18 protein-coding genes and 1 pseudogene are annotated in these 25794 nt (G+C 37.4%); 4 read left to right on the top strand and 15 right to left on the bottom strand.

Translation table 11 applies throughout. The annotated features are described in order from the left end of the window. Positions 1-209: 209 nt before the first annotated feature. Positions 210-434: a hypothetical protein gene (locus tag KHY58_RS05075; protein WP_278472342.1), complete on the bottom strand. Its 225-nt coding sequence runs from the start codon at positions 432-434 to the stop codon at positions 210-212. Positions 435-491: 57 nt separating this feature from the next. Here KHY58_RS05075 and KHY58_RS05080 point away from each other — a divergent pair. Then, positions 492-1568, top strand: a pseudogene (locus KHY58_RS05080) (IS30 family transposase). Positions 1569-1697: 129 nt separating this feature from the next. On the opposite strand, the gene KHY58_RS05085 reads toward KHY58_RS05080, so the two are convergent. The 4 genes from KHY58_RS05085 to KHY58_RS05100 are packed head-to-tail and all read right to left on the bottom strand — an operon-like array spanning position 1698 to position 7222. Beyond that, positions 1698-3179: a nucleotidyltransferase gene (locus tag KHY58_RS05085; protein WP_024051167.1), complete on the bottom strand. Its 1482-nt coding sequence runs from the start codon at positions 3177-3179 to the stop codon at positions 1698-1700. An 18-nt stretch (positions 3180-3197) separates the two neighbouring features. Beyond that, positions 3198-3905, bottom strand: a complete 708-nt coding sequence (locus KHY58_RS05090; RefSeq protein ID WP_024051168.1) for an HU-CCDC81 and SPOR domain-containing protein — start codon at positions 3903-3905, stop codon at positions 3198-3200. A 22-nt stretch (positions 3906-3927) separates the two neighbouring features. Further along, a complete protein-coding gene (locus KHY58_RS05095) occupies positions 3928-6162 on the bottom strand; it encodes a S8 family peptidase (protein WP_024051169.1) in 2235 nt (744 codons plus the stop codon). After that, on the bottom strand, positions 6155-7222 hold the full coding sequence (locus KHY58_RS05100) for an ATP-binding protein (protein ID WP_024051170.1): 1068 nt from the start codon (positions 7220-7222) through the stop codon (positions 6155-6157). Before KHY58_RS05100 ends, KHY58_RS05095 begins: the two co-directional genes overlap by 8 nt. Before the next feature lie 159 nt (positions 7223-7381). Here KHY58_RS05100 and KHY58_RS05105 point away from each other — a divergent pair, with 159 nt between their 5' ends. After that, positions 7382-7924, top strand: coding sequence for a helix-turn-helix domain-containing protein (locus tag KHY58_RS05105; RefSeq protein ID WP_058948452.1), 543 nt, complete (start codon positions 7382-7384; stop codon positions 7922-7924). Between the two features lie 31 nt (positions 7925-7955). After that, the gene (locus KHY58_RS05110; RefSeq protein ID WP_058948451.1) at positions 7956-8759 is read left to right on the top strand and encodes an IS3 family transposase; all 804 of its coding nucleotides are present in this window, start codon (positions 7956-7958) and stop codon (positions 8757-8759) included. On the opposite strand, the gene KHY58_RS05115 is transcribed toward KHY58_RS05110, so the two are convergent. From KHY58_RS05115 to KHY58_RS05130, 4 genes are all read right to left on the bottom strand, one after another. Then, complete coding sequence (locus KHY58_RS05115) at positions 8760-9020, bottom strand: hypothetical protein (protein WP_024062202.1); 261 nt, start codon at positions 9018-9020, stop codon at positions 8760-8762. A gap of 193 nt (positions 9021-9213) precedes the next feature. Continuing rightward, positions 9214-10704, bottom strand: coding sequence for a 23S rRNA (uracil(1939)-C(5))-methyltransferase RlmD (gene rlmD / locus KHY58_RS05120; RefSeq protein ID WP_278472357.1), 1491 nt, complete (start codon positions 10702-10704; stop codon positions 9214-9216). Then, a complete protein-coding gene (locus KHY58_RS05125) occupies positions 10704-11372 on the bottom strand; it encodes a TerC family protein (protein WP_101928184.1) in 669 nt (222 codons plus the stop codon). The genes rlmD and KHY58_RS05125 overlap by 1 nt, the downstream gene beginning before the upstream one ends. Before the next feature lie 200 nt (positions 11373-11572). Next, on the bottom strand, positions 11573-12232 hold the full coding sequence (locus KHY58_RS05130; protein WP_278472361.1) for a TerC family protein: 660 nt from the start codon (positions 12230-12232) through the stop codon (positions 11573-11575). A gap of 270 nt (positions 12233-12502) precedes the next feature. Here KHY58_RS05130 and KHY58_RS05135 point away from each other — a divergent pair, with 270 nt between their 5' ends. Further along, positions 12503-13846, top strand: coding sequence for an MATE family efflux transporter (locus tag KHY58_RS05135; RefSeq protein WP_101928182.1), 1344 nt, complete (start codon positions 12503-12505; stop codon positions 13844-13846). Positions 13847-13893: 47 nt separating this feature from the next. Here the strand turns inward: KHY58_RS05135 and uvrC are convergent, their stop codons facing one another. The 6 genes from uvrC to smc all read right to left on the bottom strand — a co-directional run bounded on the left by uvrC (position 13894) and on the right by smc (position 25780). Further along, positions 13894-15720 (bottom strand): excinuclease ABC subunit UvrC, encoded by a 1827-nt coding sequence (gene uvrC / locus KHY58_RS05140; RefSeq protein WP_278472363.1) that lies wholly within the window; start codon positions 15718-15720, stop codon positions 13894-13896. Positions 15721-15753: 33 nt separating this feature from the next. Continuing rightward, the gene (gene uvrA / locus KHY58_RS05145; RefSeq protein WP_278472365.1) at positions 15754-18606 is read right to left on the bottom strand and encodes an excinuclease ABC subunit UvrA; all 2853 of its coding nucleotides are present in this window, start codon (positions 18604-18606) and stop codon (positions 15754-15756) included. A 134-nt stretch (positions 18607-18740) separates the two neighbouring features. Continuing rightward, positions 18741-20918 carry an excinuclease ABC subunit UvrB gene (gene uvrB / locus KHY58_RS05150; RefSeq protein WP_278472367.1) on the bottom strand — a complete coding sequence of 726 codons (2178 nt, stop codon included), beginning with the start codon at positions 20916-20918 and terminating at the stop codon, positions 18741-18743. Then, positions 20918-21301, bottom strand: a complete 384-nt coding sequence (locus KHY58_RS05155) for a hypothetical protein (RefSeq protein WP_008600675.1) — start codon at positions 21299-21301, stop codon at positions 20918-20920. Before KHY58_RS05155 ends, uvrB begins: the two co-directional genes overlap by 1 nt. Next, positions 21291-22226, bottom strand: a complete 936-nt coding sequence (gene ftsY / locus KHY58_RS05160) for a signal recognition particle-docking protein FtsY (protein ID WP_004693455.1) — start codon at positions 22224-22226, stop codon at positions 21291-21293. The genes KHY58_RS05155 and ftsY overlap by 11 nt, the downstream gene beginning before the upstream one ends. Continuing rightward, positions 22226-25780: a chromosome segregation protein SMC gene (gene smc / locus KHY58_RS05165; protein ID WP_278472368.1), complete on the bottom strand. Its 3555-nt coding sequence runs from the start codon at positions 25778-25780 to the stop codon at positions 22226-22228. Before smc ends, ftsY begins: the two co-directional genes overlap by 1 nt. Between the last annotated feature and the right edge of the window lie 14 nt (positions 25781-25794).

The raw sequence follows: 25794 nt of genomic DNA on the forward strand, positions 1-25794 counted from the left end.
ATGAGCTAAAAGCATGGGAGCATTGATACAATAATAATCAGTTAGGTACATCTCGACTCGATATGTTTCTCTTGGTTTTAAGCCATTGATGACAATATTGAAAGATTCGTCTGCTAACTCAGACTCTGAGATAAGTTCAATTTGTATAGTCATATCTTCCTCTTTTTGTTAATGCTATTAACAATGTGTTTTTAAAATTACCGTGATTTTTACCACGGTAATTCTCGCCATACCTGTTCAACATCATCCGTCAGTTTTATAACCATTTGAAGGTCCTCCTCACTATAGTTTCTTAAAACTGAAAAAATGGCTTTTTCAATATGCTCCTGTTGCTCTTTATGGATATTAAAAACTTCAACCACTTTTTTGGATAATATCAGATATTTATTTTTTTGCTTAATTGTAGAATGAAATTGAACACATAAAAAATCCATAGTGAACCTTGTGTTATGATTTAGGTGACTAATCAAAATATAACCGAGGTAATCACTATGGACTACAATAATCATAACACGACATTACACACAAACAAACACTTAAACTTCGAAGAACGATTTTATTTAGAAAAGAGAATCGTTCTAGGAGATAGTATTGCTGCAATTTCACGTGCACTGGGCCGTTCTAGAACAACTATTTATACAGAATTAAAACGTGGTACTGTAATTCAAATTCGACATGGTAAATCTCAACTTGTATATTTAGCTGATTCTGGACAAGCAACATATGAAAGACAACGTGTTGGCTCCTTTAATACCATGAGAATTGGTGCTATAGAATCTTTTATAAATTAGATTGAAAGCAAGACTCTAGCTGATCGTTGGTCATTTGATGCTGCTGTTGGATATGCTAAACATAAGGGGTTGTTTGTGCGTAATGAAATGGTTTGTACTAAAACTTTATATAACTATCTTCACAAAGGTGTATTAGGTATAAAAGCAATTGATTTACCATTGGTAGTACGGCGTTCCCAACGAAAATCTATTTCTAGAAAACATAAGCGAGAACTTGGTAAATCCATAGAACTTCGCGATCCTACTATTGAAACGCGCGAGGAATTCGGACATTGGGAATTAGATACCGTCCGTGGAACAAAAGATAAGACAGACCATATTTTAATCTCTTTACTTGAGCGTAAAAGCAGATTGTATGTGGCTTTACGATGTCCCTCAGCGCGTGCTACTGATGTAAAAGAAACACTGCATGCATGGTTAAATACGTTTAAAGATGTTAATCTAGCTTGCTTATGTAAAACAATAACTGCAGATAACGGTTTAGAGTTTTCAGAGATATCTAATTTAGAAAATGAAACCTTGTCTATTTATTTTGCTAGACCTTATTCTGCTTGGGAACGTGGATCAAACGAAAGGCATAATGGTTTACTTCGTAGATGTATACCGAAAGGAATGCCAATAAAAGCCGTTTCAGAGGAAACAATTCAACGAACACTTCAATGGTGTAATAATTTGCCACGCAAGCTTCTAAATTATAGAACCCCCTTGGATGTCTTTCTTGAAGAAGTTAATAGAATTGTAGATTTGGATACTGTTCAATTTCATATTGCAATTTAAAATTTAAAAATTTAACTTTGTTAACAAGTTTTATTATAAGTAAAATTACAAATGATGCTATTAGTCCCTTAATAATATCTTCAGGTATTGTTTTTACCATAACCAATATATAATTGTATCAGACATACACTACCCTCCGAGTTTTTTGGTATTAAACCACTCAAAAGTAATACCATCAATTATATTAACTTCAAAAGGTTTACTTTTCCCATAACAAATACCATTTTTTACCAAATACGCCTCAACATAATGTCTACCTACATAGCAAGTTTCTTCTGTTCTTATTCTTTTTCCTTGTTCAAGCTTAGAATTATAAAAGTCTCCTCTTAAGCAATTCGCATTTATTGCTTCGTAACCAGTATTGGTTATTTGCCAGTATATATCATAGTCTTTTATATTAAGTGTAAGTGCATTGACTTCAAATCTAAGTTTTCCTTTTTTATTCAAAGCTTCACCACTTTTTATTTGCTTAAATCTGAAACCACGCCAACTGTAATATGCTTTTATCTCTACGTTAGTCTTAGCAATACTTGATAATTTCCATTTAGGTTTTTGATGATAACTTAAAGAATTTAACGAGATTCCAATTTCATTAGTATTTTTACGCAAACTTCTCTGCATATAAAACAAACTCTCATTTAAAGACATTGCTTTATTATCTATGCTAAAGTCAACTTTAAGTTGATCATACCACTTCAAAAAATTTTCAAAGTATTTTCCATCCTTATCCCATTTCAAAGATAATTTTTCTTTTCTATTAACCGGATTATAAATACAAGGATTTTCATTTTCATATTCAACTCCACTCAAAAGATTTTTGACTACATTCAATAATAATGTTTTAAAATCATCACTAATAATCATACTTTCAGGATAAATTTTTGCAACCAAAGTAGTAATTATAATGGAAGACGGTTTTTGTTCCATATCATCTTCAAACATAACTTCTGCATGTCTCTTTAATAATTGCACAATTCTTTGTAATGGAGTTTTTATTTTATAATCTGGAATTTCTTCTATATTTGCATAAAATCGTTTAGCATAGGATTCTTTTATAATTTGAAAATCGCTTTGTTTTTTGAACCAATCGGAATATACTTTAGGACTACTAACTTCCCAGTCAAATGTTATATCATCATAGTTATCACTTCTTTTATCTGAAATTGCAATATTTCCATCATCCGTATCATTCCAAGGAACAGCAGGTAAAATATCTATATGAAAATTTGATTCATCTACATAATTTAATGTCCAACACCTATTGCTTTCTTTTGGAAAATTTTCCATACTATGCTTTAACGAGTAATTTTTAACTACTTTTCCAAGTTCGTCTTTTAATTCTCTTTGAGTCTGGTGATTTCTTCTTTTTTTCGTCATATTACAAACAATATCTATATCATACGCCCCGTCTTCAGTAAGAGGTTTAATTGCTGTTCCTAATTTAATAGAACCTTGTAAGTAAATATCCGGACTATATTCTGCTAGGTCAGATTCTTTTATATAGTTTGCAATTGCCTTATACCTGTTTGATGCTTTTTCGTAATTTGATTCAGAAACATCAATTTCATTAATAAGCTCTTTTATCTCCTTCGACATTTCAAATTTTTTCATTTTATTCCCCCTCTCTTATTAAATAATATATTGCGAATGAGCTCCTATTTTAAATGATTTTCCTCTTATATCAACACATTCCTTTTCAATGTCTTCTCTATCTACAAGCTTAATTAAATCATTCTCTTCTTTTACATATTTACGTATCATATCAGTATATTCATCTGGTAAATGAATCTCGTAAATATCAAATAATAATATCTCATTCTTTTTAAAATGCTTAGAATAAGCCATTTTAGGTTTTATTTGCTTTAAAAACTCTATTCTCATGCTACTTAAGACTTCTATAGGCAATATGTTATTTTTTATAATTTCTTCATAAAACTCTCTATATACCGCCACTTCCCTATTTTTTCTACTATCAAACCAATTTAGAACTTTGCTAATATTTTTTCCTTTTATACAAAATCTTAAATCTTCTTTTTCATAAAAACCTCGTTCATTTTCAAAAATAATATTCAATTTCCTTTCAATAGTACTAAACGAACTACAAACCTTATATACTCCACCAACAGGTTGCAGTTGTTCTATTTTACTTCCCTTAATTAAAAGATATTTATCATCTATTTTTATTTTATATAAATACGCAATACTAAACCTAATATCTTCGCTCCAATGTATCAACGATTTTACAAACAACCCTATTCTTCTATAATTAGCTGCAAATATACCAATCAAAAACCAAATTCCACTGCTAATCAAATTAGTTCCTATATTTTCTAACACTTATATCCCCACACTTTCATTATTACTCCCACTCAATTTCTTCATTCACTTTTTGGTGAATATCTACTCTATTAACAATATCAATTACATTTACTAGCCAACCATTCAATGTACAACTTCTGATAAATTCATCAATTCTATTAACTCCATTCATTTCTTTGAGTGTTACAACAACACCAAACCTAACTCCTACGCCATCTTGAGGAGCTAATCGGTTATTTGTTTTTATTTCCATGCCCCAATTCTTATTTCTATAAGAATCTTTTGGTATCATTCTTTTTGTAGCACTCTCTGCAATATACTTTACATTATCCCATTTTCTAAACTGCTTTCTTGCTTCACCTTCCACAAGATAATTTCTTTCTCCATCTAATGTGTCTTCTGTATTCTGTTTATCACCTTTAATATCCTTAATTTTTTTATCATCTCCTATTCGACCAAAGTGCAAATTCAATTCCGTATTTGTATAGTCCACCCCCTGCAATCTATCACACAGTGGAAAATAGCACATTGTAGCCTTTGCAATATAGGGGTACTTATTATCCTTTAGAGGAACAGGAAAATCATAATTATAAGTATTCCATTTTTCACTAATATCTGATACCACAAATTTTATTTCATCATCTTTTGTTTGAATAATTTCATTTATATGAATGGGTACAATTCCATGCCCATATAAGGCAACTTCTTCAGGAGTTGGTTTTTCATCCCAACCTCTCGCTGCATCAATAATCATAGCTTTTGCGACTTCCCTGTTAAGCCCTAATACATCAATTAAATAGGATAATTTTCTTGCAATCCAAGGTGCAGCATAGGAAGTACCGGCAACACTTGCCGCCCCTAAAGGTTCACAAACCCTAATGTATTCTTCTTCACTACCGCCATAATAACTTACGTCTGGCTTTGCAAAGAAAGATAATACTAATCCTTTACGAGCATATTTAGTAGACATACCATTCTTACTAACTGAATTTACAACTATACTATTAACAGAATCTGCCGGAGATCCTATTTTTACTATATCTGCACTTGGTTTATTTGTTCCTGCAACAACAAATATTACATTGTTTTCAAACTGAATTTTATCTAATGTTGCAGCTTCAGCAGAAATAAAGTTGTCATTAATTTCCTGATTACTACCAAGTGAAATATTCCAGACTTTTATATCTGAATTATTTACTACAATACTCTTTATTTTCTTTATTATTGAAAATGAAGAAAATTCAGCACCTACCGCTACTCCAAAATGCCTAACCTTAAACCTTCCACAACCATCATCCAGCCAAGGATTTAATCTTGCTCCATCAACAATAATGGAAGACACTGCTGTCCCATGATTATAATCTTTTGGATTTTTTGGTATATCTTCTGAGACCATATCATGATATTCAACCCAATCACTAAAATAAACACTTTCATCAAATAAGGTATCTATCACCCCAATTGTTGGTTCAATAGATGGGGATGGTATAGTTACCATTTTTGTTTGATACTCATTGATAAAATCATCAGGTGATAAATTTGATAAATCAACGGTTGCCATTGAAACAAGATAAGGTGCTTTTTCGAAAAGTAGTCCTACCTGCTTTTCGTCTAAGTAAACAGTTTGATTATCTAAAATTCTGCTACTTAAAATATCTATCCCTAATCTTTCAAATAATAGTTTGGTATCTTTTCTTACGTCATACAAAGTTATAATGCTCTGCTTTACATCTATCGTAGGTAACTCTACTTCAAAAGAATCAATGTATGATACATCTGCAATCACCTGTTTAAATATTGACATACTCACAGAAAGATCTTTAAAAACTCGTGGATTGACAATATTTTTATCTTCAAATATATTCTTGCTGATCTTGCCTGCAAATTTTTGGGACAATATATTTAAAGTATTTGAAATCAATTCTATACTTTTTATCAAATCATACTCATCAAGAAAATATGTTATGATGTGTTTGCTCTTATCTCTATTAAATTTTGCTCCAACAATTGCTTCATTAGAATCCGCACCTTTAAAAAGTCCGGCGATTCGATTACTTTTTGCAACAATTTTATTGTAATAAACGCTAACTAAAATCCCTTCAAATGGTTTTGTTTCTTTATCCCAAAATTCTTTAATCTGAATTAGCTGAGATTTTAATCTTAACAAATGCTCTGTACTGACTTCCACTTTCCCGTTCATGGCTATACCACCACGCATACCATTTTTACTGGTTTGCAAAAAGCGTTTCCCTTTTAATTCCAAGACATTATTCACTATCTACTTCCTCCTTCTTTAACTTTCTTGAGACAGCACTTTTAGACTCCCCTTTTAATTTTTCTATTTCTCTTACAGTGAATCCTTCCTCATGAAGCTGGTTTATATCCTTTTGATCTAAACTTCCTATCAAGCTATTGTATAATCTTTTCAAATAATCATACTCAGAACTAACATCGCTAAATGCAAGTGATGTTTTTATAATGTTTTTTAATTCTCCAGGATAAGGTATTTTTTTTGCTGTCTTCAATATTTTTTTAAATAATCTTGTATCTTTGGATATTCCTTTAAAATTCTTGATAAACGAAGAAAAATAATATTCCGCTACTTCTATTAAATCATCATCACTATATCTGTTGAAATTAATAACTGCATCAAACCTTCTGACTAATGCCTTATCAAAATTGGAATATAGGTTAGTAGTTGCAATAAGCACTATTTCTTTATTAAGATCTGTTAATCTGTCTAATTCTCTTAAAATCGTAGATGTTACTCTTCCCATCTCTCTAATATCATTAGAATTAATTCTATCCAAAGCAATAACATCAATTTCATCAAATAAAACCACAACCTTATTTGCATTTGGAAGCATATTTATTTCTCTAAAGACTTTTATAATGTTTTTATTAGTCTGCCCCAACTTGCTATCTATCAGATTTTCAAAGTCCACTCTAAAAAGAGAGCGATCCAGCAATCTTGCAACATTTTTTGCTGCTTCTGTTTTTCCACTTCCCGGTAATCCTTCAAATAAAAATTTATTAATACCAACATTATGATTTACAGCATTAATAATGCCTTTTATATCCTCTGTTATTTCAAGCGGTAAATTTAAAGCCTCTAAATTTCTTATTTCAACTTGCTTTAAAAACTCACTTTCAAAATCACTACTTTGTGGTGAATATAAATTTGATTCAGATATTAACCCCATAATATATTCGGATAACTGATAATCTCCTATGCTATCAAAATATCTTGCTATTGCTATCGCTTCATTTCTAAAGGAATTTTCGTTCCTTTCCACATGGTATTTTATTAAATTCAAAACATTTTGTTTTTTCATATTGCTATACCTCCTATTTTCTTTTTTATTATATCATATATTGGGACATAATTCTATACTTATGGGACAAATATTCAAACTTTTGCTTTTTATGTCAAAGGTTATATTAGTGAACTGCACCCCAAAATTTGGACACAATTTTGGGAGGTGCAGTTTTTTATGTCAAAATACTCAAAAGAAGTAAAAGAAAAGGCAATTTATCTTTCTGAAAAAGGATGGGGTCGATTTAGAATTGCTAAAGAGCTTGAGGTGCCAGAAAGTACTATAAAAAATTGGCTACACAAATTTAACCTTAATCATAATTTGACCCATAAAATTGGTACACAAGTATTTTCAGCAGATTTTAAACGTAAAGTTCTTGAAGCTAGGTGGAAGAATAAGTTATCCTTTAAAGAAACAGCAGAATTATTTAATTTAGATAACCCTAGTCTAATTGCTACATGGCAAAAGCGGTATTTAGAAGAAGGGATTTTGGGGTTGCAACCCAAGCCTAAAGGTAGACCACCTATGAAGACTAAGAAAGAAATTAAGATACAAGTAGATTCAAGCCAAAAATCAGATAAGGAACGTATTAAAGAACTGGAAGCTGAAAATGCTCGATTAAAGTATGAAATATCTTTTTATGACGACTTTATGAAAGAAATGCGTGAAATTGCTAAACCTAATCGAGCCGTAAAAAAAAGCACAAGCAATTGCCATTGAAAGATTAAGAAAAATATATCCGCTTCAGTTTATGCTCAAATACTTTGGTATTAGTCGAAGTACGTATTATGCGCGCCTAGCCAGCATAAATAAAGGGGACAAATATATAGAGGAACGAGACGCTATTCGTACCCTTGTATCGATGAACAAGGGTCGTTACGGATATCGACGAATCACAATAGCATTACATAAATTAGGCTTCAATATAAATCATAAAGTTGTGATGCGTATTATGAAGGAAGAAAACTTAACATGCAAAGTTCGTCTAAAGAAGTATCGTTTATATAGAGGTACAGAAGGAAAAATTGCTCCTAATATTATTAAGCGAAACTTTACTGCAACAAAGCCAGATCAAAAATGGACCACAGATATTACCGAATTCCACTTGTTTGGGCGTAAGGTTTATTTATCACCAATCTTAGATATGTATAATGGAGAAATTGTATCCTATGAAATATCAGAACGACCTGTATTAACACAGGTGTTATCTATGCTGGATAAAGCCTTTAAGAACAGGCCACATAGCAAAGGTTGCATCTTACATTCAGATCAAGGATGGCAGTACCAGCATAGCAGTTATCAAGAAACATTAATAAATCACGCTATCATCCAAAGTATGTCTCGAAAAGGAAACTGTTTGGATAATAGCGTGATGGAAAACTTCTTTGGCTTACTAAAATCAGAGTTGTTATATTTAGAGGAATCTACTTCCTATGAAGATTTTATCAACAAATTAAAAGATTATATTGATTATTACAATACAAAACGTATTAAGCTCAAATTAAAAGGAATGAGCCCGGTAGAATACCGAACTCATTCCCAAAGAATAGCTTAATTATATCTGTCCAAGAAAATGGGTGCAGATCAAAAAGCGACCTTCACCCAAGGTTTTGTTAAATATCAGTACATTCCCCAAATCTAAATCACAGTTGTTAAAACATATTTCTCCTGAGAATGCTTTTTCTTCACCATCTACCAATTGATACATTTCGTCAACTGTTAACGTTAATGTTTTATTATGAATTTTAATTCTATTTACTTTACTACCATAAAGACTGAAAAGGATATTACTATGTCTATCATGTATAAAATCCATATTATCCCTCACAAGATTAAATCTAAAATTGTAATTTAAATGAATTCTAGGTTTTTCTATTTTAAATTTGATTATATGGGCGTCCTTTCACTCTTGGTAAGCAAAGCCACTGCCTCAGCGGTTCGGCGTTTCCAATCACACTTCGTCTTTCCCTCGTGTTCTTGGACGCCTATCGTATGGGCAGTGCTAATGCTCACTGCGTCGCTTCGCTCCTAGTAAGCAAAGCAACAGCTTCGACATGCGCTGTCATAGGGAACATGTCTACAGGTTGTACTTCTTGTAGTTCATAGCCGTAGTGTGTTAGTATTTCAATGTCTCGTGCCATGGTTGCAGGATTACAGGATACGTAGACAATACGTTTTGGTTCCATACCCGCCGCAGAGGTTAGTACTTCTTCTTTACAGCCCGCCCGGATTGGATCGAATACGATAACGTCAGGTCGTACGCCTGCTTTGTAAAGTTTTGGCATTTCTACGGCCGCATCGGCAACGATAAACTCTGTATTATCATAGCCATTGCGTTGGGCGTTTTCACGAGCATTGATAATAGCAGGTTCTACGATTTCAATACCGATAACATGTTTTGCCTTATGTGCCAAGAATAGTGAAATAGTGCCTGTACCACAGTACGCATCAATAACTGTTTCATTTCCTTTTAGATCCGCATAAGCTAGCGCTTGGTCATACAGCACCGTAGTTTGTTCAGGATTAACTTGGAAAAAGGAATGTGGAGATAAGGTAAACCGTAAATCCTTGATATGGTCTGTAATCGTTCCATCCCCATAGAGAACAGTATTTTTAGGCCCTAATATAACATTAGTACGCTTCCCATTTACATTATGAACAATGGTTTCCACTTGGGGAACTCGTTCAGTTAATTTTTCAACCCACTTCTCTTGATGTGGCAAGTGTTCTGTCGCGGTTACAAGGATAATCATCCATCCAGATTGTCCAATGCGACCGATTACATGACGTAGCACACCTTTACCAGTATGTTCATCATAAGGCTCAATATCAAATTCTTTAGCAATTTGGTAGCAAGCTTGAGCAATGATATTATTACCTTCATCTTGAATGGGACAATTCGTACCTTGCACAATATCATGTGATCCCATCGCATAGAATCCCATTTGAATATTCCCTTTAGTCCCACCCACAGGCATTTGCATCTTATTACGATACGCCCATGGTTCTTTAGGTCCCAATGCTGGTTTTACAAGTTCTGGATTTTGATGACCAATGCGTTCGATAACGTCCTTCACCTTTTGTGTTTTTAGTGAAAGCTGGCCTTCATAGGTAATGTGTTGCAACTGACATCCACCACAAAAGCCATAGAGATCACAGCGCGGATCGATACGATTAGGAGCCATGGTAACAATTTCTAACAGACGCCCTGTAGCATAAGTCTTTTTCACCATATTGATGGATACTTTCACGGTTTCCCCAGGCAAGGCAAAGGGAACAAAAACCGTAAAGTCATCTACACGACCTACACCTTCACCACTACTACCGATACCATGAATAGTAACTAATACTTCATCACCTAACTTAACTGGAGCATTGAGTATGGCCTGTTGCTTCTTAGATAATGTACTAGTAACTGATTGACCTGTATTCGCACGATTACCATTTCTACGTTGTTGTTTAGATTTCTTTTTACGAGATGTACAACTTGTACCGTTCATTACGAGTCTCTTTTCTTCCAAATTTTAATCATGCCAGTTACGATAAGTACGAAGAATACAGTGCCAAATTTCACGAGCAATTCTTCACCTTGAATATATGGCATAAGAAGTGGATCTTCCACAATCATTTCACCAGCAACCCAACCTAATAACGCACCACCAGCCCAAAGAATGACAGGAAACTTATTGATGATACGAGCAAATAGTGTGGAGCAGAACACAATGATGGGAACAGTAATCAACATACCAACAATAACGAGCTCTAAATGTCCTTTAGCGGCACCAACTACGCCAATTACATTATCGATACTCATCATCGCATCAGCCACAATGATTGTCCAAATGGCTCCCATTAAGGAATTCTTAGCTTCGATATGTGCCTCTTCATCTCCGCCTTTTAAGAGTTGAATGGCAATCCATACAAGTACAAGGCCACCACCTAAGTGAATAAGAGGAATTAAAGTAAGTGCTTCCACTAAAAGAGTGGCAAATACAAGGCGCATTCCAATAGCCCCTACTGTACCCCAGATAACGGCTTTCTTTTGTAATTCTGGCGCCAATTTACCCGCTGCCATACCAATAACGACGGCATTATCTCCTGCCAATAAAATATCGATCAAAATAATTTTGCTAATCGTTATCCACGTTGCAGCTTCTAAAAATTCCATTCTATACTTACCTCAATTCACTCTGCTAATTCAATAACTATCCCTTAACTATACCACAAATTCTCTATTTTCTCATCTAAAAGAAAGCTCTTAGATTACCACTGTTATTCTTAAGATTAGCCTATAAGGTTCTTTATAATGGCTATACTTTTACGAAAAAATATCTCTCCTCCTATGACTAGAAGAAGAGATTTATTACATTATTTTTTAAGTTTCTTAGCTAACAAAGATGCCCCTACTACGAGGATAACAGCTCCGACTTTGATGAGTAATGCATACGGTTCTACGGTATGTGAAATTAATTTATCTTCCACACTCATCGCTGCACCCACCCAGGCAAGGATACCGCCACCAACGTAAAGGATGATTGGAAAGCGTTCGATCACTTTTACAAATAAAGTACTACCATAAATGATAATAGGTACTGTAATAAGCATACCAATAGCAACTAATGTCATATCACCACCAGCGGCACCAACTACACCAATAACATTATCAATACCCATAATTCCATCTGCAATAACAATGGTCATGATAGCAGCGCGCAAGTTATCTTTAGCCTCAATATTGTGCTCGCTTTCATCATCAACAACAAGCTTGTAACCGATCCATAAAAGAAGGATACCACCTACTAAACGTAAAGCAGGAATATTGTTCAATGCCTCTACAAATAGGAATGCCATAACAAGACGTAAAATAATGGCGCCAGCTGTGCCCCAGAAAATCGCCTTCTTCTGTAAATTTGCGGGTAAGTTGCGAGCCGCCATACCAATAACAATGGCATTATCACCAGCTAATAAAATATCAATAACGATGATTTGAAGCATCGCCAATAATCCTTGTACAGTTAAGATGTCCAATGTATCCTCCTTAGAATAAAATAACAGTGTATATATTATAATCGATATAGTAAGGTAGTGTAAAATTCAATTATCAACATATATATACGTTTTTATCATAACTCTATCTTATTAAATAAGATAGTTTATATAAGCTCATTTCTCCCCTTACATAATCATAATATGGGCTCTATTTCTTTATATATTTAATTCCTTTTTTTCTTAGGTTTTGGCTATTAAATTAAGCTACTTTATGGTATGGTATAGTATATCGTTACTAGGGAGGTTAGTATGTATCAAACATATTCTATACTGCAAAAATTATGGTTGTTCATAAAACTATTTACTCCAATGTGCATCACTCAATTTTCCCTGATTGGGGCTACCTTCATCGCCATCTTTTTAACGGGGCAATATAGTACGACTGATTTAGCTGGTGTCGCTACGGGATATAATTTGTGGCTCCTCTTCTATATCTTTGCACAAGGTACATTAATGGGTATCACGCCAATCATTTCTCAACTATTAGGAGCTAAGAAAACAGATGATATTCCAATAATCTTTCATCAAGGCCTTTTCATCGGTACAGGACTAGCATTTTTAATTTTATTAATTGGTATATTCGGCTTACGCCCTTTATTGACATATTTAAATCTTGAACCCGCTGCCACCGAGGTATGTATTAGTTATCTGAAAGCCTTTGCACTTGGTTTATTCCCATTACTCTGGGTAAATACCTTGCGTAATACAGTCGATTCTCACGGATTGACGCATTACTCCATGGCCATTGTCTTTACAAGCTTTGTGATTAACGTATTCTTAAACTACGCACTCATCTTTGGACATTACGGCTTTCCTGAAATTGGTGGCGTTGGAGCTGGCTACGGTATTGCTGGTGCCTGTTGGACGAACTTTATTCTATTTAGCTTAGTCATTCTATTGCATCCTAAGTTAAAAGGCTATCGCATCTATAAAGATTTCCATAGTCCTAATTTCCACTATATCCGTGAACAATTACAAGTTGGTATTCCCATAGGTTTTTCCATCTTCTTTGAAGCTAGTATCTTTAGCATTGCTGGTCTCTTAATGGTTCACTTTGGATCTGCTGTAGTAGCAGCTCATCAATCGGTTATTTCCTTTACTAATGTATTCTACTGCTTACCATTAAGCATTGCCATGTCTTCTACCATTGCCGTTGCTTATGAACTCGGTGCAGGGCGAAAAAAGGAAGCCATTCAATACTCTTATATTTCTCGTGTATTGGCCATCATCATAGCCGTTCTCATTTGCGCCTTTACGTTCACTCATATGGATAATATTGCTGATCTATTTACCAATGATGATGAAGTATATGAGCTTATTTATCACTTCCTTGGGTATGGCGTATTTTTTGCTGCCATCGATGCCATAGGTACTCCATTACAAGGTATTCTAAGAGCCTACAAGGATGTTAAAGTAGTTCTTTACATCTCACTCATTTCCTATTGGGGTGTATGTTTTCCAACAGCTTATACCCTTGCTAAAAATCCTAATTATGGACCATTTGGCGTATGGATTGGCTTACTCTCTAGCGTACTAGTAGCAGGTATATTATTCACATGGCGTACATGGTACATTCAACGTAAACAAAACTAAATAACAGTTAATACAGTAAAAGAGCATCTTATGTAAGATGCTCTTTTTTATTTCAGTATATCTTGTTTTTCTACTTTGGACATACGGAAGAAATTATATAGTGTTTCTGCCGTCTTATAATTCATAGATTCTACATTTGCTAGTTCATCAATAGATGCCTCTTTCATGGCCTCTAAACTATTAAAGTGAGCCCATAAGGCCTTACGGCGTTTAGGACCGATGCCTTCAATATGATCTAGAATAGATTCAAGATTTCGCTTGCCCCGCAACTTACGGTGATAAGTAATGGCAAAACGATGGGCTTCATCACGAATTTGTTGGAGTAATTGAAGTTCCGGCGTGTGATGACTCAAAATGATACTTTCAGATTGCCCTTCTACAAAGACCTCTTCAATACGCTTAGCCAAAGAGATAACTGGCACATCAGTAACACCTACTGCACGAATCAACGGCAAAGCTGCATTGAGCTGACCTTTACCACCATCGATAATAATGAGGTCTGGCATAGGCCAATCTGTTTCATTACCATAGCGTCGTTCCATAATTTCAGCCATAGACTTAAAGTCATCAGATTTACCTTGCGTAGTTTTCAATTTAAAACGACGATATTCCTTTTTCGCTGGCTTGCCACCTTCAAAGACAACCATGGACGCCACGGTTTCAGAGCCTTGTGTATGGGAGATATCGAAACATTCCATGCGTTCCGGTAAGCGTGGTAAGTCGAGAATCTCGGCTAGCTTCTTAATCGCTCCGCCAGTCTTATCGATTTGGTGCTGCCACTGACGGCGACGTTCTTCAAGGAAGGTTTCCGCATTTTCATGCGCCATCTTAATCATATCCATCTTATAGCCACGTTGTGGCACAGATACATCTACATGTTGACCTTTGAGCTGTGTAAACCATTCTGTTAATAAGTCTCTATCTGTACTCTCCATAGGTAGTAACAACTCTTTAGGAATAAAGTTTGTATCTCCATAGTATTGCTTGATAAAGTCTGTCATAATGGTTTCTGAACTATCGCCATCATGTTGCACAAAGTAATTCTCACGGCCTAACAGACGACCACTGCGGATGAATAGCAACTGTACACAGGCCATCGATGTATCTACAGCCAATCCTAAGACGTCTAAATCGCCACGTTGAGTAACCATGCGTTGCTTTTCTTGTATCTTTTCAATGCTAGACAATTGATCACGATAACGTGCAGCATCTTCAAAGCGCAAATCTTCTGCAGCAGCCTCCATCTTTGATTTAATTTCCTTTAGCAATGGTATAGGTTTACCTTCAAAAAGTTCTATGATTTCGTCAATATACTTCCGATAATCGGGTACCGATATTTTATTAAAACACGGCGCCTCGCAGTAATGCATATGATACTGTAAGCATGGGCGTTCTACCTTCATAGACTTACAGGTACGCAATGGATAGTACTGTCGTATTAATTTCAGTACCACATGAACAGATGTGACATCTGTAAAAGGGCCAAAGTACTTGGCTCCGTCCCGCTCTAAACGACGCGTCATATATACGCGTGGGTAATCCTCTTGCACAGAGACTTTTACATATGGGTATGTCTTATCATCACGAAGTCTAATGTTATATTTCGGTTCATGCTCCTTGATAAGTGTATTCTCCAAGATGAGCGCTTCCATCTCCGTTTTTGTTTGAATGACTTCCACATCGACGGCTCGTTTCATCATGGCCGTAACCTTTGGTGCGCGATTTGCATCGTTACGCACATAGGAACGCACACGATTTCGCAAGTTAATAGCCTTACCTACATAAATAATTCGGTTATATTGATCACGCCACAAATATACGCCTGGTGTAGTTGGCAAATGGCTAACCTTTTCCAGTAATTCTTCAGACGGCATATTTCCTCCTTTCCTTGTAGATTTTTAGATGTTTTATTTCTTATTTTTTGCAGCTTTCATAAATTTCTTAGTCTGTTCCAATACAGGACCTAAGAATTTCCCGGTATAGCTTTCTTTCACCTTAACAATTTCCTCAGGCGTACCAATTGCCACGATAGTGCCTCCGCGATTACCACCTTCAGGACCAAGATCAATAATGTGATCAGCCATCTTAATAACATCTAAATTATGTTCGATAACGACAACTGTATCGCCACCCTCTACGAGTTGTTGCAATACGTGTAATAACTTGCGAATATCCTCGGCGTGAAGACCTGTAGTAGGTTCATCTAGGATGTATAGCGTTTTACCTGTGCTGCGACGAGCTAATTCAGTAGCTAATTTAACGCGTTGTGCTTCACCACCAGATAAGGTTGTTGCGGCTTGACCTAAACGAATATAGCCAAGACCCACCTCTTGCAAGGTAACCATTTTACGATTGATCTTCGGAATAGCGCTGAAGAACTCAACCGCATCATCTACCGTCATATCTAGTACATCTGCAATAGATTTACCTTTGTATTTAACCTCTAAGGTTTCTCGGTTATAACGGGCTCCCTTACAAACCTCACAAGGTACATACACATCTGGTAAGAAGTGCATTTCAATTTTAATGATACCGTCACCACGACAAGCTTCACAACGGCCACCTTTTACGTTAAAGCTAAAGCGCCCTTGTTTGTAACCGCGCATCTTTGCTTCCGGTGTTTGACTATATAGTTCGCGTATGGCATCAAATACACCTGTATATGTAGCTGGATTGGAACGAGGTGTACGTCCGATAGGGCTTTGATCAATATTGATGATTTTATCGATATGTTCAAGACCACGGATTTCTTTATGAGCCCCTACTTTGTGGTTAGAGCGATATAATTGATTAGCTAAACCTTTGTAGAGAATTTCATTAATCAAGGTAGACTTACCAGAACCGCTGACACCAGTAACAACATTAAACAAGCCAATAGGAAATTTTACATTTACATTTTGTAAATTGTTTTCCTTAGCACCGCGAATTTCAATGCAGTTCTTACCTGGTTTACGGCGTTCTTCCGGAAGAGCAATAAATTTACGACCACTCAAATACTGACCAGTAATAGAGTCTTTTACCTTCATAACTTCGTCAACAGAACCAGCGGCAATAATTTGACCGCCATGCTCACCTGCACCTGGACCAATGTCCACGAGATAGTCAGCCGCACGCATCGTATCTTCGTCGTGTTCTACAACGAGCAAGGTATTACCTAAGTCCCGCAAGCCTTTTAAGGTATCGATAAGTCGATCATTATCTCGTTGATGTAGACCTATGGACGGTTCGTCTAGGATGTACAATACACCTACCAAACCAGAGCCGATTTGCGTAGCTAGACGAATACGCTGTGCTTCACCACCAGATAATGTGCCTGCACTACGGTTCATTGTTAGGTAATCGAGACCTACATTATTAAGGAAACCTAGACGAGCATTGATTTCCTTTAAAATTTGAGCACCAATCACTTGTTCACGTTCAGTTAACTGTAGATTACCAAAGAAATCGAGTGCTTCTTTAATAGTTAACTGCGTTACTTCGTTGATATTCTTATCCCCTACAGTAATAGCTAATACTTCAGGTTTAAGACGAGCCCCATGACATGTAGTACACGGCTTAATAGACATAAACTTTTCAAATTCTTCACGCATAGAGTCTGTAGAGGCTTCACTATGACGGCGCTTAACCATCGGTAAAATACCTTCGTACTCAGTAAAGAATTCCTTTATCTCACCTCTCATATTTTCATAGGTGAAACTTACCTTATCCGTCGTACCGTACATCACCTTTTTCTGTAATGCTTTCGGCAATTCATCATAGGTGGAGTCTAAGGAATATCCATTAGCTTTTAATAGACCTTCTACTTGACGCATAAACCAAGCATTAGGATTGGAGCTCAAGGCTTGCACGCAACCATCGGCAAAGCTAATAGATCCATCTGGAATAATGCGCTCCTCATCAACCTCCATAGTAGAACCAATCCCTAAACAAGATGGACACGCACCAAACGGACTATTAAAAGAGAACATACGCGGTTCAATTTTAGGTAATGAAATATGACAATCTGGGCACGCAAAATGTTGGCTATACATGTGTTCAGGTCCGTCTACCTCTTGAATCACAACGATGCCTTCTGCCCATTTTGAAGCGGTCTCCATAGAGTCAGCCAACCGAGATTCAATGCCTTCTTTTACAACGAGACGGTCCACAACGATATCGATGGAATGCTTCTTATTTTTCTCTAATACAATTTCTTCGTCCAAGGTACGCACTACACCGTCTACTCGAGCACGAACAAAGCCTTCTTTGCGAAGTTGTTCAAACACCGATTTATGTTCCCCTTTTTTACCTTGAATCATAGGGGCCAGCACTAAAATCTTTGAACCTTCGGGAAAGCTCATTACATCGTCGGTCATTTGTTGTATTGTTTGCTGGGTAATAGGCTTACCACATTCTGGACAGTGTGCATGACCTACGCGTGCAAATAAGAGACGTAAATAGTCGTAAATCTCCGTTACGGTACCAACCGTAGAACGAGGGTTGCGACTCGTCGTCTTTTGGTCGATAGAAATGGCGGGAGATAAACCTTCAATATAATCGACATCGGGTTTATCCATTTGTCCCAAAAATTGACGTGCATACGCAGACAGGGACTCAACATAACGTCGTTGTCCTTCTGCGTAAATCGTATCAAATGCTAGGGATGATTTACCAGAACCACTGAGGCCAGTTAAGACGATAAACTGATCACGTGGCAAGGATATATCAATATTTTTTAGGTTATGCTGACGCGCACCTTTTACAATCAATTGATCTTTCATTATCTTTCCTATTTAAAGAGATGATACCAAACGGCATCATCTCTCCGATTACTAACATGAAATAATATATGTATATTATCGCACATATAGTCTATATAATCTATGTGTTTTCTTACAATCTTTTAAAATTGCTCTTAAGATTTACTTTTTGGACTCGTCCGCTTTCTAGATTTGGTAGAAGCAGGCTTCTTCAACTTGCTATCTCCTGCACTATGCATATCGGACCATTGTTGACGTAATACGCCCAATTGATCACGTAATTTAGCAGCGGATTCAAATTCAAGCTGCTTGGCGGCGGCCTTCATTTGACGATCTAGCTCTTCAATCTTATTGTACAATTCTTCCGGTGTTATATCTGCCACCTTAGGTGCTGATGTATCTTGAACATATGATTCGTGTCCATGGTCCATGCCCTCTGAGGATTTTTTTTGTTTTCCTTTTTTCGGTGAAAGTCCCTTTCCCTCGGTAACCATATCTTCTTCGATTTTCGTTAATTCGATAAGCTCTTTTACATCTTTAGATACAGATTTAGGCGTGATATTATGTTCAATATTATAAGCCTCTTGCACGGCACGACGACGATCGGTTTCATCGATAGCTCGTTGCATGGAACCTGTTACACGATCTGCGTACATGATAACATGACCATTCACATTACGAGCCGCACGACCTATAGTTTGAATCATGGCCGTATCGGAACGCAAGAAACCTTCCTTATCCGCATCTAAGATAGCAACCAAGGAAACCTCTGGCATATCGAGACCTTCACGAAGCAAGTTAATACCAACTAATACATCGAATACGCCAGCCCGCAAATCACGAATGATTTCAGCCCGCTCAATAGTAACAATATCGGAATGAAGGTAACGAACTCGTACGCCCATTTCCTTCAAAAATTCCGTTAAGTCCTCAGCCATCTTCTTCGTCAATGTCGTAACAAGAACCCGTTCATTCTTGGCAGCTCGTTTGTGAATTTCTCCAAGCAAGTCATCCATTTGCCCCTTAATAGGACGAATTTCTATAGATGGATCTAATAGGCCCGTAGGACGAATGATTTGCTCTGCAATATTCGTTTCTACTTCCATTTCGTATGGGCCAGGTGTAGCCGATACGTATACAATTTGATTGATACGCTCTACAAATTCATCGAATTGAAGAGGTCTATTATCTAATGCAGAAGGAATACGGAAACCGTATTCGATAAGAGATTCTTTACGGGCACGGTCACCATTATACATAGCACGAATTTGAGGCATCGTCACATGCGATTCGTCCACCATGATGAGGAAATCATCTGGGAAATAATCAATCAATGTAAACGGTGCTTCCCCAGCCTTACGTTCAGACATATGACGGGAATAGTTTTCGATGCCCGAGCAATAGCCCATTTCTTGCATCATTTCTATATCGTAACGGGTACGCTGTTCTAAGCGCTGAGCCTCCAATAGACGGTCAGCAGCTTTTAACTTCGCCAACTGCTCATCTAATTCGGCTTCAATACGCTCTACAGCAATATTCATCTTCTCTTTCGTCGTTACATAGTGAGATGCTGGATAGACAGCAACGTGTTTTCTTTCCGCAATAACTTCACCCGTCAAGGAATCTACCTCTACGAGGCGGTCGATTTCATCACCAAAGAGCTCCACACGAATGGCTCTTTCACTATAAGCGGCAGGGAAAATATCAATTGTATCCCCTTGTACACGGAAGGTACCGCGGATAAAGTTCATATCATTTCTCGTATATTGAATATCTACGAGTTTAGATAAGATTTCATCGCGCGATTTAGTTTGACCTAAGCGCAAGGACAATACAAGATCAGAATAGTCCTCAGGGTCACCTAAGCCATAAATACAGCTAACAGAGGCAACGATAATGACATCGCGGCGCTCAAAAAGGCTCATCGTAGCACTATGTCGCAGTTTATCGATTTCATCATTAATAGACGCATCCTTCTCGATATATGTATCACTAGAAGGAATATAGGCCTCCGGTTGATAAAAATCGTAGTAAGATACAAAGTATTCTACCGCATTATTTGGAAAGAAACTTTTAAATTCACTACATAATTGAGCCGCCAAGGTTTTATTATGAGCAATGATCAAGGTCGGCTTTTGAACTGCTTCAATAACCTTAGCCATTGTAAAAGTCTTACCAGTACCAGTGGCACCGAGCAAAACTTGCGCCCATTCACCACGTTCAATACCTTCTGTTAAAGATTGAATCGCGGTAGGTTGGTCACCTGTAGGCGTAAAGGGCGCCTCCACTTTAAATGGTTGGCCCCCCTCGTAATTATATGTACTATGCTTCATTACTGTTCATCCTGATGTTTACGGATGGCTTTCATTTCTTCATCCGTCAAACGACGACCTACATTTTCCGCTTGATTCAACGTATCCTCACCTTCTAAGACTTCGATGAGCATAGCAATAGAAAAGCGATCTAGTGTAGGTGTGGTCTTCTGGATTTCATCAGCCATCATCCAATCTGATTCAGTATAGTTATTAATACGTTCTGTAATTTCTTCCCAGTTTGAAAGTAGCAATCTCGTAATGGGGCGATATAGTTCAATACCGAAGTACTCGATTAAGCTAACTATCTTATTCATATTTTCTAGGCTAACATTACATTCATTTTTTTTATTTTCAGATTCTACATATTCAAGTAAGAATTCCCGGTTATATTTATTTGTCACCTTGAATCATTCCTTTATTAAATAGTGCATTAGCAAATTCTTTTGCATTAAATGGACGCAAGTCATCCATACCTTCGCCAACGCCAATCCAGCGTACGGGTACGCCCAGTTCCTCTTTAATAGAGATAACTACGCCGCCTTTTGCTGTACCATCTAGTTTAGTTACTACAATACCATTTACTGGTACAGCTTGACCAAATAATTTAGCTTGGCTTACTGCATTTTGACCCGTAGTACCATCTAAAACGAGCAATGTTTGATGCGGCGCACCTTCTACGTGGTTATTCGCTACGCGCCCCATCTTTTTAAGCTCTTCCATAAGGTTAACCTTAGTATGTAGACGACCAGCCGTATCTACGATAACAAGGTCTGCATTACGAGCTTTCGCAGCTTCCATTGCATCATATACAACGGCAGCAGGGTCTGCGCCTTCTTTATGTTTAACAATCGGCACACCAACGCGATCAGCCCAAATGGATAATTGGTCAGCTGCAGCGGCACGGAATGTATCACCTGCAGCAATGATAACCTTTTTACCTTCTTTAGTATAATAGTTAGCCAATTTAGCGATTGTCGTTGTTTTACCAACACCATTTACACCAACTACGAGGATAACCTCAGGATGGTGCAAAGTAATTTCATCTTCTTGATCGATGAGCATTTCCGTGATGCGGTCTTCCATAAACGGCATTACATCGCCTGTATGATTGATGATACCTTCTGTTACACCACGACGAATTTCTTTCATCAAGTATTCTGTCGTCTTAGGGCCTAGATCACTAGTAAGCATAACTGCTTCTAAATCATCTAAAAAATCATCATCGATTTGCGCATAACCAATAACGATGCTTTCTACATTTTTTACAAAAGACTTACGAGTTTTCTCTAAACCGTCTTTAATTCTATCAAAGAATCCAAATGCCATTATGCTAGATCCTCCTTCACATCTTCAAATGCTACTGTTAATAATCGCGATACACCGCGTTCCACCATGGTTACCCCTTGAAGTACTTCGGCAGCTTCCATCGTCTTTTTACGGTGAGATACAACGATAAATTGTGTTTCTTTATTTATTCGATTTAAGTAAGAGCTAAATCGTTCAACATTAGCTTCGTCAAGCGCCGCGTCAACTTCGTCAAGCACACAGAACGGAGCTGGACGATAGTCAAGGAATGAGAACAATAAAGCGATAACCGTAAGAGCACGCTCACCACCCGATAAAAGTGTCAATTGTTGACGCTTTTTCCCTGGTGGTTGAATGTAGAAGTCGATACCACCCGTCAAGATATTATCTGGATCAGTAAGTACAATTTGCGCAGTACCACCGCCAAACAATTGGCTGAATACTTCTTGGAATCTACGGCCTACCACATCCAATACATCATATAGCTGTGTACTCATCGCCTTATCCATTTCGGCAATAACCGCCTGTAATTGCGCCTTTGCCGTATCTAAATCAGCTAATTGTGTGGTTAAGAAATCATAGCGTTCTTTAGTCTCTTCGTATTCCTCAACGGCATTTGGATTGACTGGACCCAATTCGGCAATTTCGGCTATCAAACGAGCTTGCTCATCCTTCCAATCGCTAACGGAGCCTTCAATGCGAAGGACTTGAGCATCTTCCAAAGTAAAGCCTAGCTCTTGTAATTCTTCTACAAAGCGCTCACAGTCCATGCGATGACGTGTAATTTTACCTTCCATATCAACAAGGCGACCTTGCACCACTTTGTAGCGTTGATTCAATCGGTCTTGCTCACTGAGGATAGATTCCATTTCCTCGCGCCCCGTAGATGTTTTATCATAAGCTTCATCGCGAAGGGCACGTAATCGTTCAACCTCAGCCGTAGCAGAGGTCAACTCTTGTTCTGCAACTTCCTGAGCCAGAGGGATATCCTCTTCATAGCGTTGTGTAGTACTAACTAACAAATTACGAAGTGGTGTTAAACGCTCAATAATACTAGAAATAGACTGATTACGCTGTTCACGTTGTGATTCCCGTTCCTGAATGGTATGTCGCAAGGTATCACAAGTAAGGCGAGCTTCTGTAAAAGCTTCATACGCCTCTTGTTGCACCTTTTGCAACACGGTTAATCGACCCATCAACGCCCCTTGATTACCATCCATACCATGATCCTCTTGCAAGGAAGCTAATGCTGTTTCTTGATCTTTCAAGTTAGCTGTTGTAGTAGCCAAATCAATATCAATTTGTACTAAACGTTGCTCTTCTTCATGGAGAACACGTTTCTTACGATCCAGCTGATTTTGTATATTTTGTACCTTTGTTTCACTAGCCACATAGAGTAAGTTCGTATGTTGATAGCTTTCATCAAGAGTCGCTTGATCCTTTTCAGTCTCTTCAACCCGTTTTTCAAGGCTTTCTAAGTTAGCTATTAAGGAGCGAATTTGTTCTTCAATTTGTACCAGTTCTTGTTCAAGACTAGCAGCCTCTTCCTTGCGGCTCAATACAGAAGCACGCTTACGTTTTGTGGCACCACCGGTTAGAGAACCACCAGGTTGAAATTGTTCCCCTGTAAGAGTTACGATGCGCAATTGCTGATTGTATTTTTTCTGTAATCCAATGGCATCATCCATGGAAGACACTACCAAGGTGCGCCCCAATAAGTATTGGAAAATATGGGCGTATTTATTATCAAAAGAAATACAATCAACAGCAGTGCCTAATACACAGCTTTCATGTAAAGCCGGTGTATCATATGGTTTACCTTTAACAGAATCCATCGGCAAGAAGGTTACGCGACCACCTTGGATAGATTTCAAATAATTGACACCCTCCGCAGCAGCGCGAGCTGTAGTAGTTACAACGTGGTTAACACTACCGCCTAAGGCCGTTTCGATAGCCGTAGTATATTTCTCCTCTACCGTAAAGAGATCGCCAACAGCGCCCGTGATCTGTTCGCGCCAAGAACCTTTACCATTGAGGATGTTCTTTGTGCCTTCTAAGTAACCTTCGTGCTGTTCCTCCCACTGTGCTAATAGTTCTAATCGACCTTTTGCACGTTGTTCTTGAGTGCGCAGCTTTTGTAATTCCTTACGCTCTTCACGCGCTTTTATGACCGCATCCTTAGCATCATCAACGAGGGCTTGTCGTTGAGCAGATAAGGCATTAAACTTTTGACCTAGCGCTTCAAATTCAGAACGAGCGACTTGTAGTTCACTATCTACCTGTGCTATTTCAGATTCTAGAATAGCACATTGATTTTTACTTTCCCCCTTGCGAGCTTCTAAGCTCCGAATACTAGCCTTAGCCGTTTCAATAGCACTCACAACTTCTAATTGACGTTTCTCAAAAGCCTCTCGATTGGATTGCAAGGATTGGAACTTAGCTTGTTCTGACCTTACATCTTCAACAGCCTTTTTGTAACTCGCTTCTAATTCTTCTAGATTAGACTCTTTTTCTACTAATTGAGCACTTTCATCTTGAATCAATTGATTTAAGATGCACAATTGTTGCTCCTCGCCCTTTTGCGTAGCCTCTAGCTCGCTAATGCGCATAGACGTTTCATCTAATTCACGGCGCGCTGTTTTTAGTTGCTCTTCTAAGAGACGTAAATGACCAGATAAGCGTTCTTCATCGCGTTGCTTTTCAGTATATTGAGCCTCCCACAACTTAAGCTGTTCCTGCTCTTTTGACGAGGACGATTGCAATTCGTGACGACGAGCCTCTAATTTAGACAATTCAGTTTGAAGCTCAATTTCTTCATCTTTAAAGGCAATATTATCGTTTTCAAAACGTGTTAAAAGACGATCAGAGGTCTTATAATTGTGGAAGCCTAATGCCCCATCATAATCGCGCTTTGCGCGGCTTAAGGTCATATATTTTTTAGTCTTTTCCGCTTTTTCAGACAAAGGTCCTAATTGCTCTTCAATGGTAGCCATTACGTCTCGTACACGCTCCATATTACGATCTGTACTGGCAATACGACGCAATGCATCTTCTTTATTGATCTTAAAGCGAGAAATACCTGCTACATCTTCAAAGATAAGGCGCCGTTCTTCAGGTTTAGAATTTAAAATAGCATCAATTCGGTTCTGCCCAATGATAGCCATGGAGTCTCTACCAAGACCGGTATCTGCTAGTAAAAGATGTATGTCCTTTAAACGACAAGATCGCTTATTAATGAGGAACTCACTTTCACCAGTGCGGTATATACGGCGTGTAATGGCTACCTCAGCCATATCTATATCTAATTGTTGGTCACTATTGTCAAACACAAGTGTAACCTCAGCAGCGCTCATAGGTTTGCGCTTTTCCGTACCAGAGAAAATAATATCCTCTGCTTTTTGACCGCGCAAATTACGGACATTGGATTCTCCCAATACCCATTTCATAGCATCCGTAATATTACTTTTACCACTTCCGTTAGGACCAATAACGGCAGTCATTCCTGGTGAGAATTTTACAATCGTTTTATCCGCAAACGATTTAAAGCCCTTTAATTCCAACCGAAGTAATTGCATGACTGCCTCCTTTC

This window comes from Veillonella parvula, from assembly GCF_018366295.1.
In the GTDB taxonomy this organism is placed as follows: domain Bacteria; phylum Bacillota; class Negativicutes; order Veillonellales; family Veillonellaceae; genus Veillonella; species Veillonella parvula_P.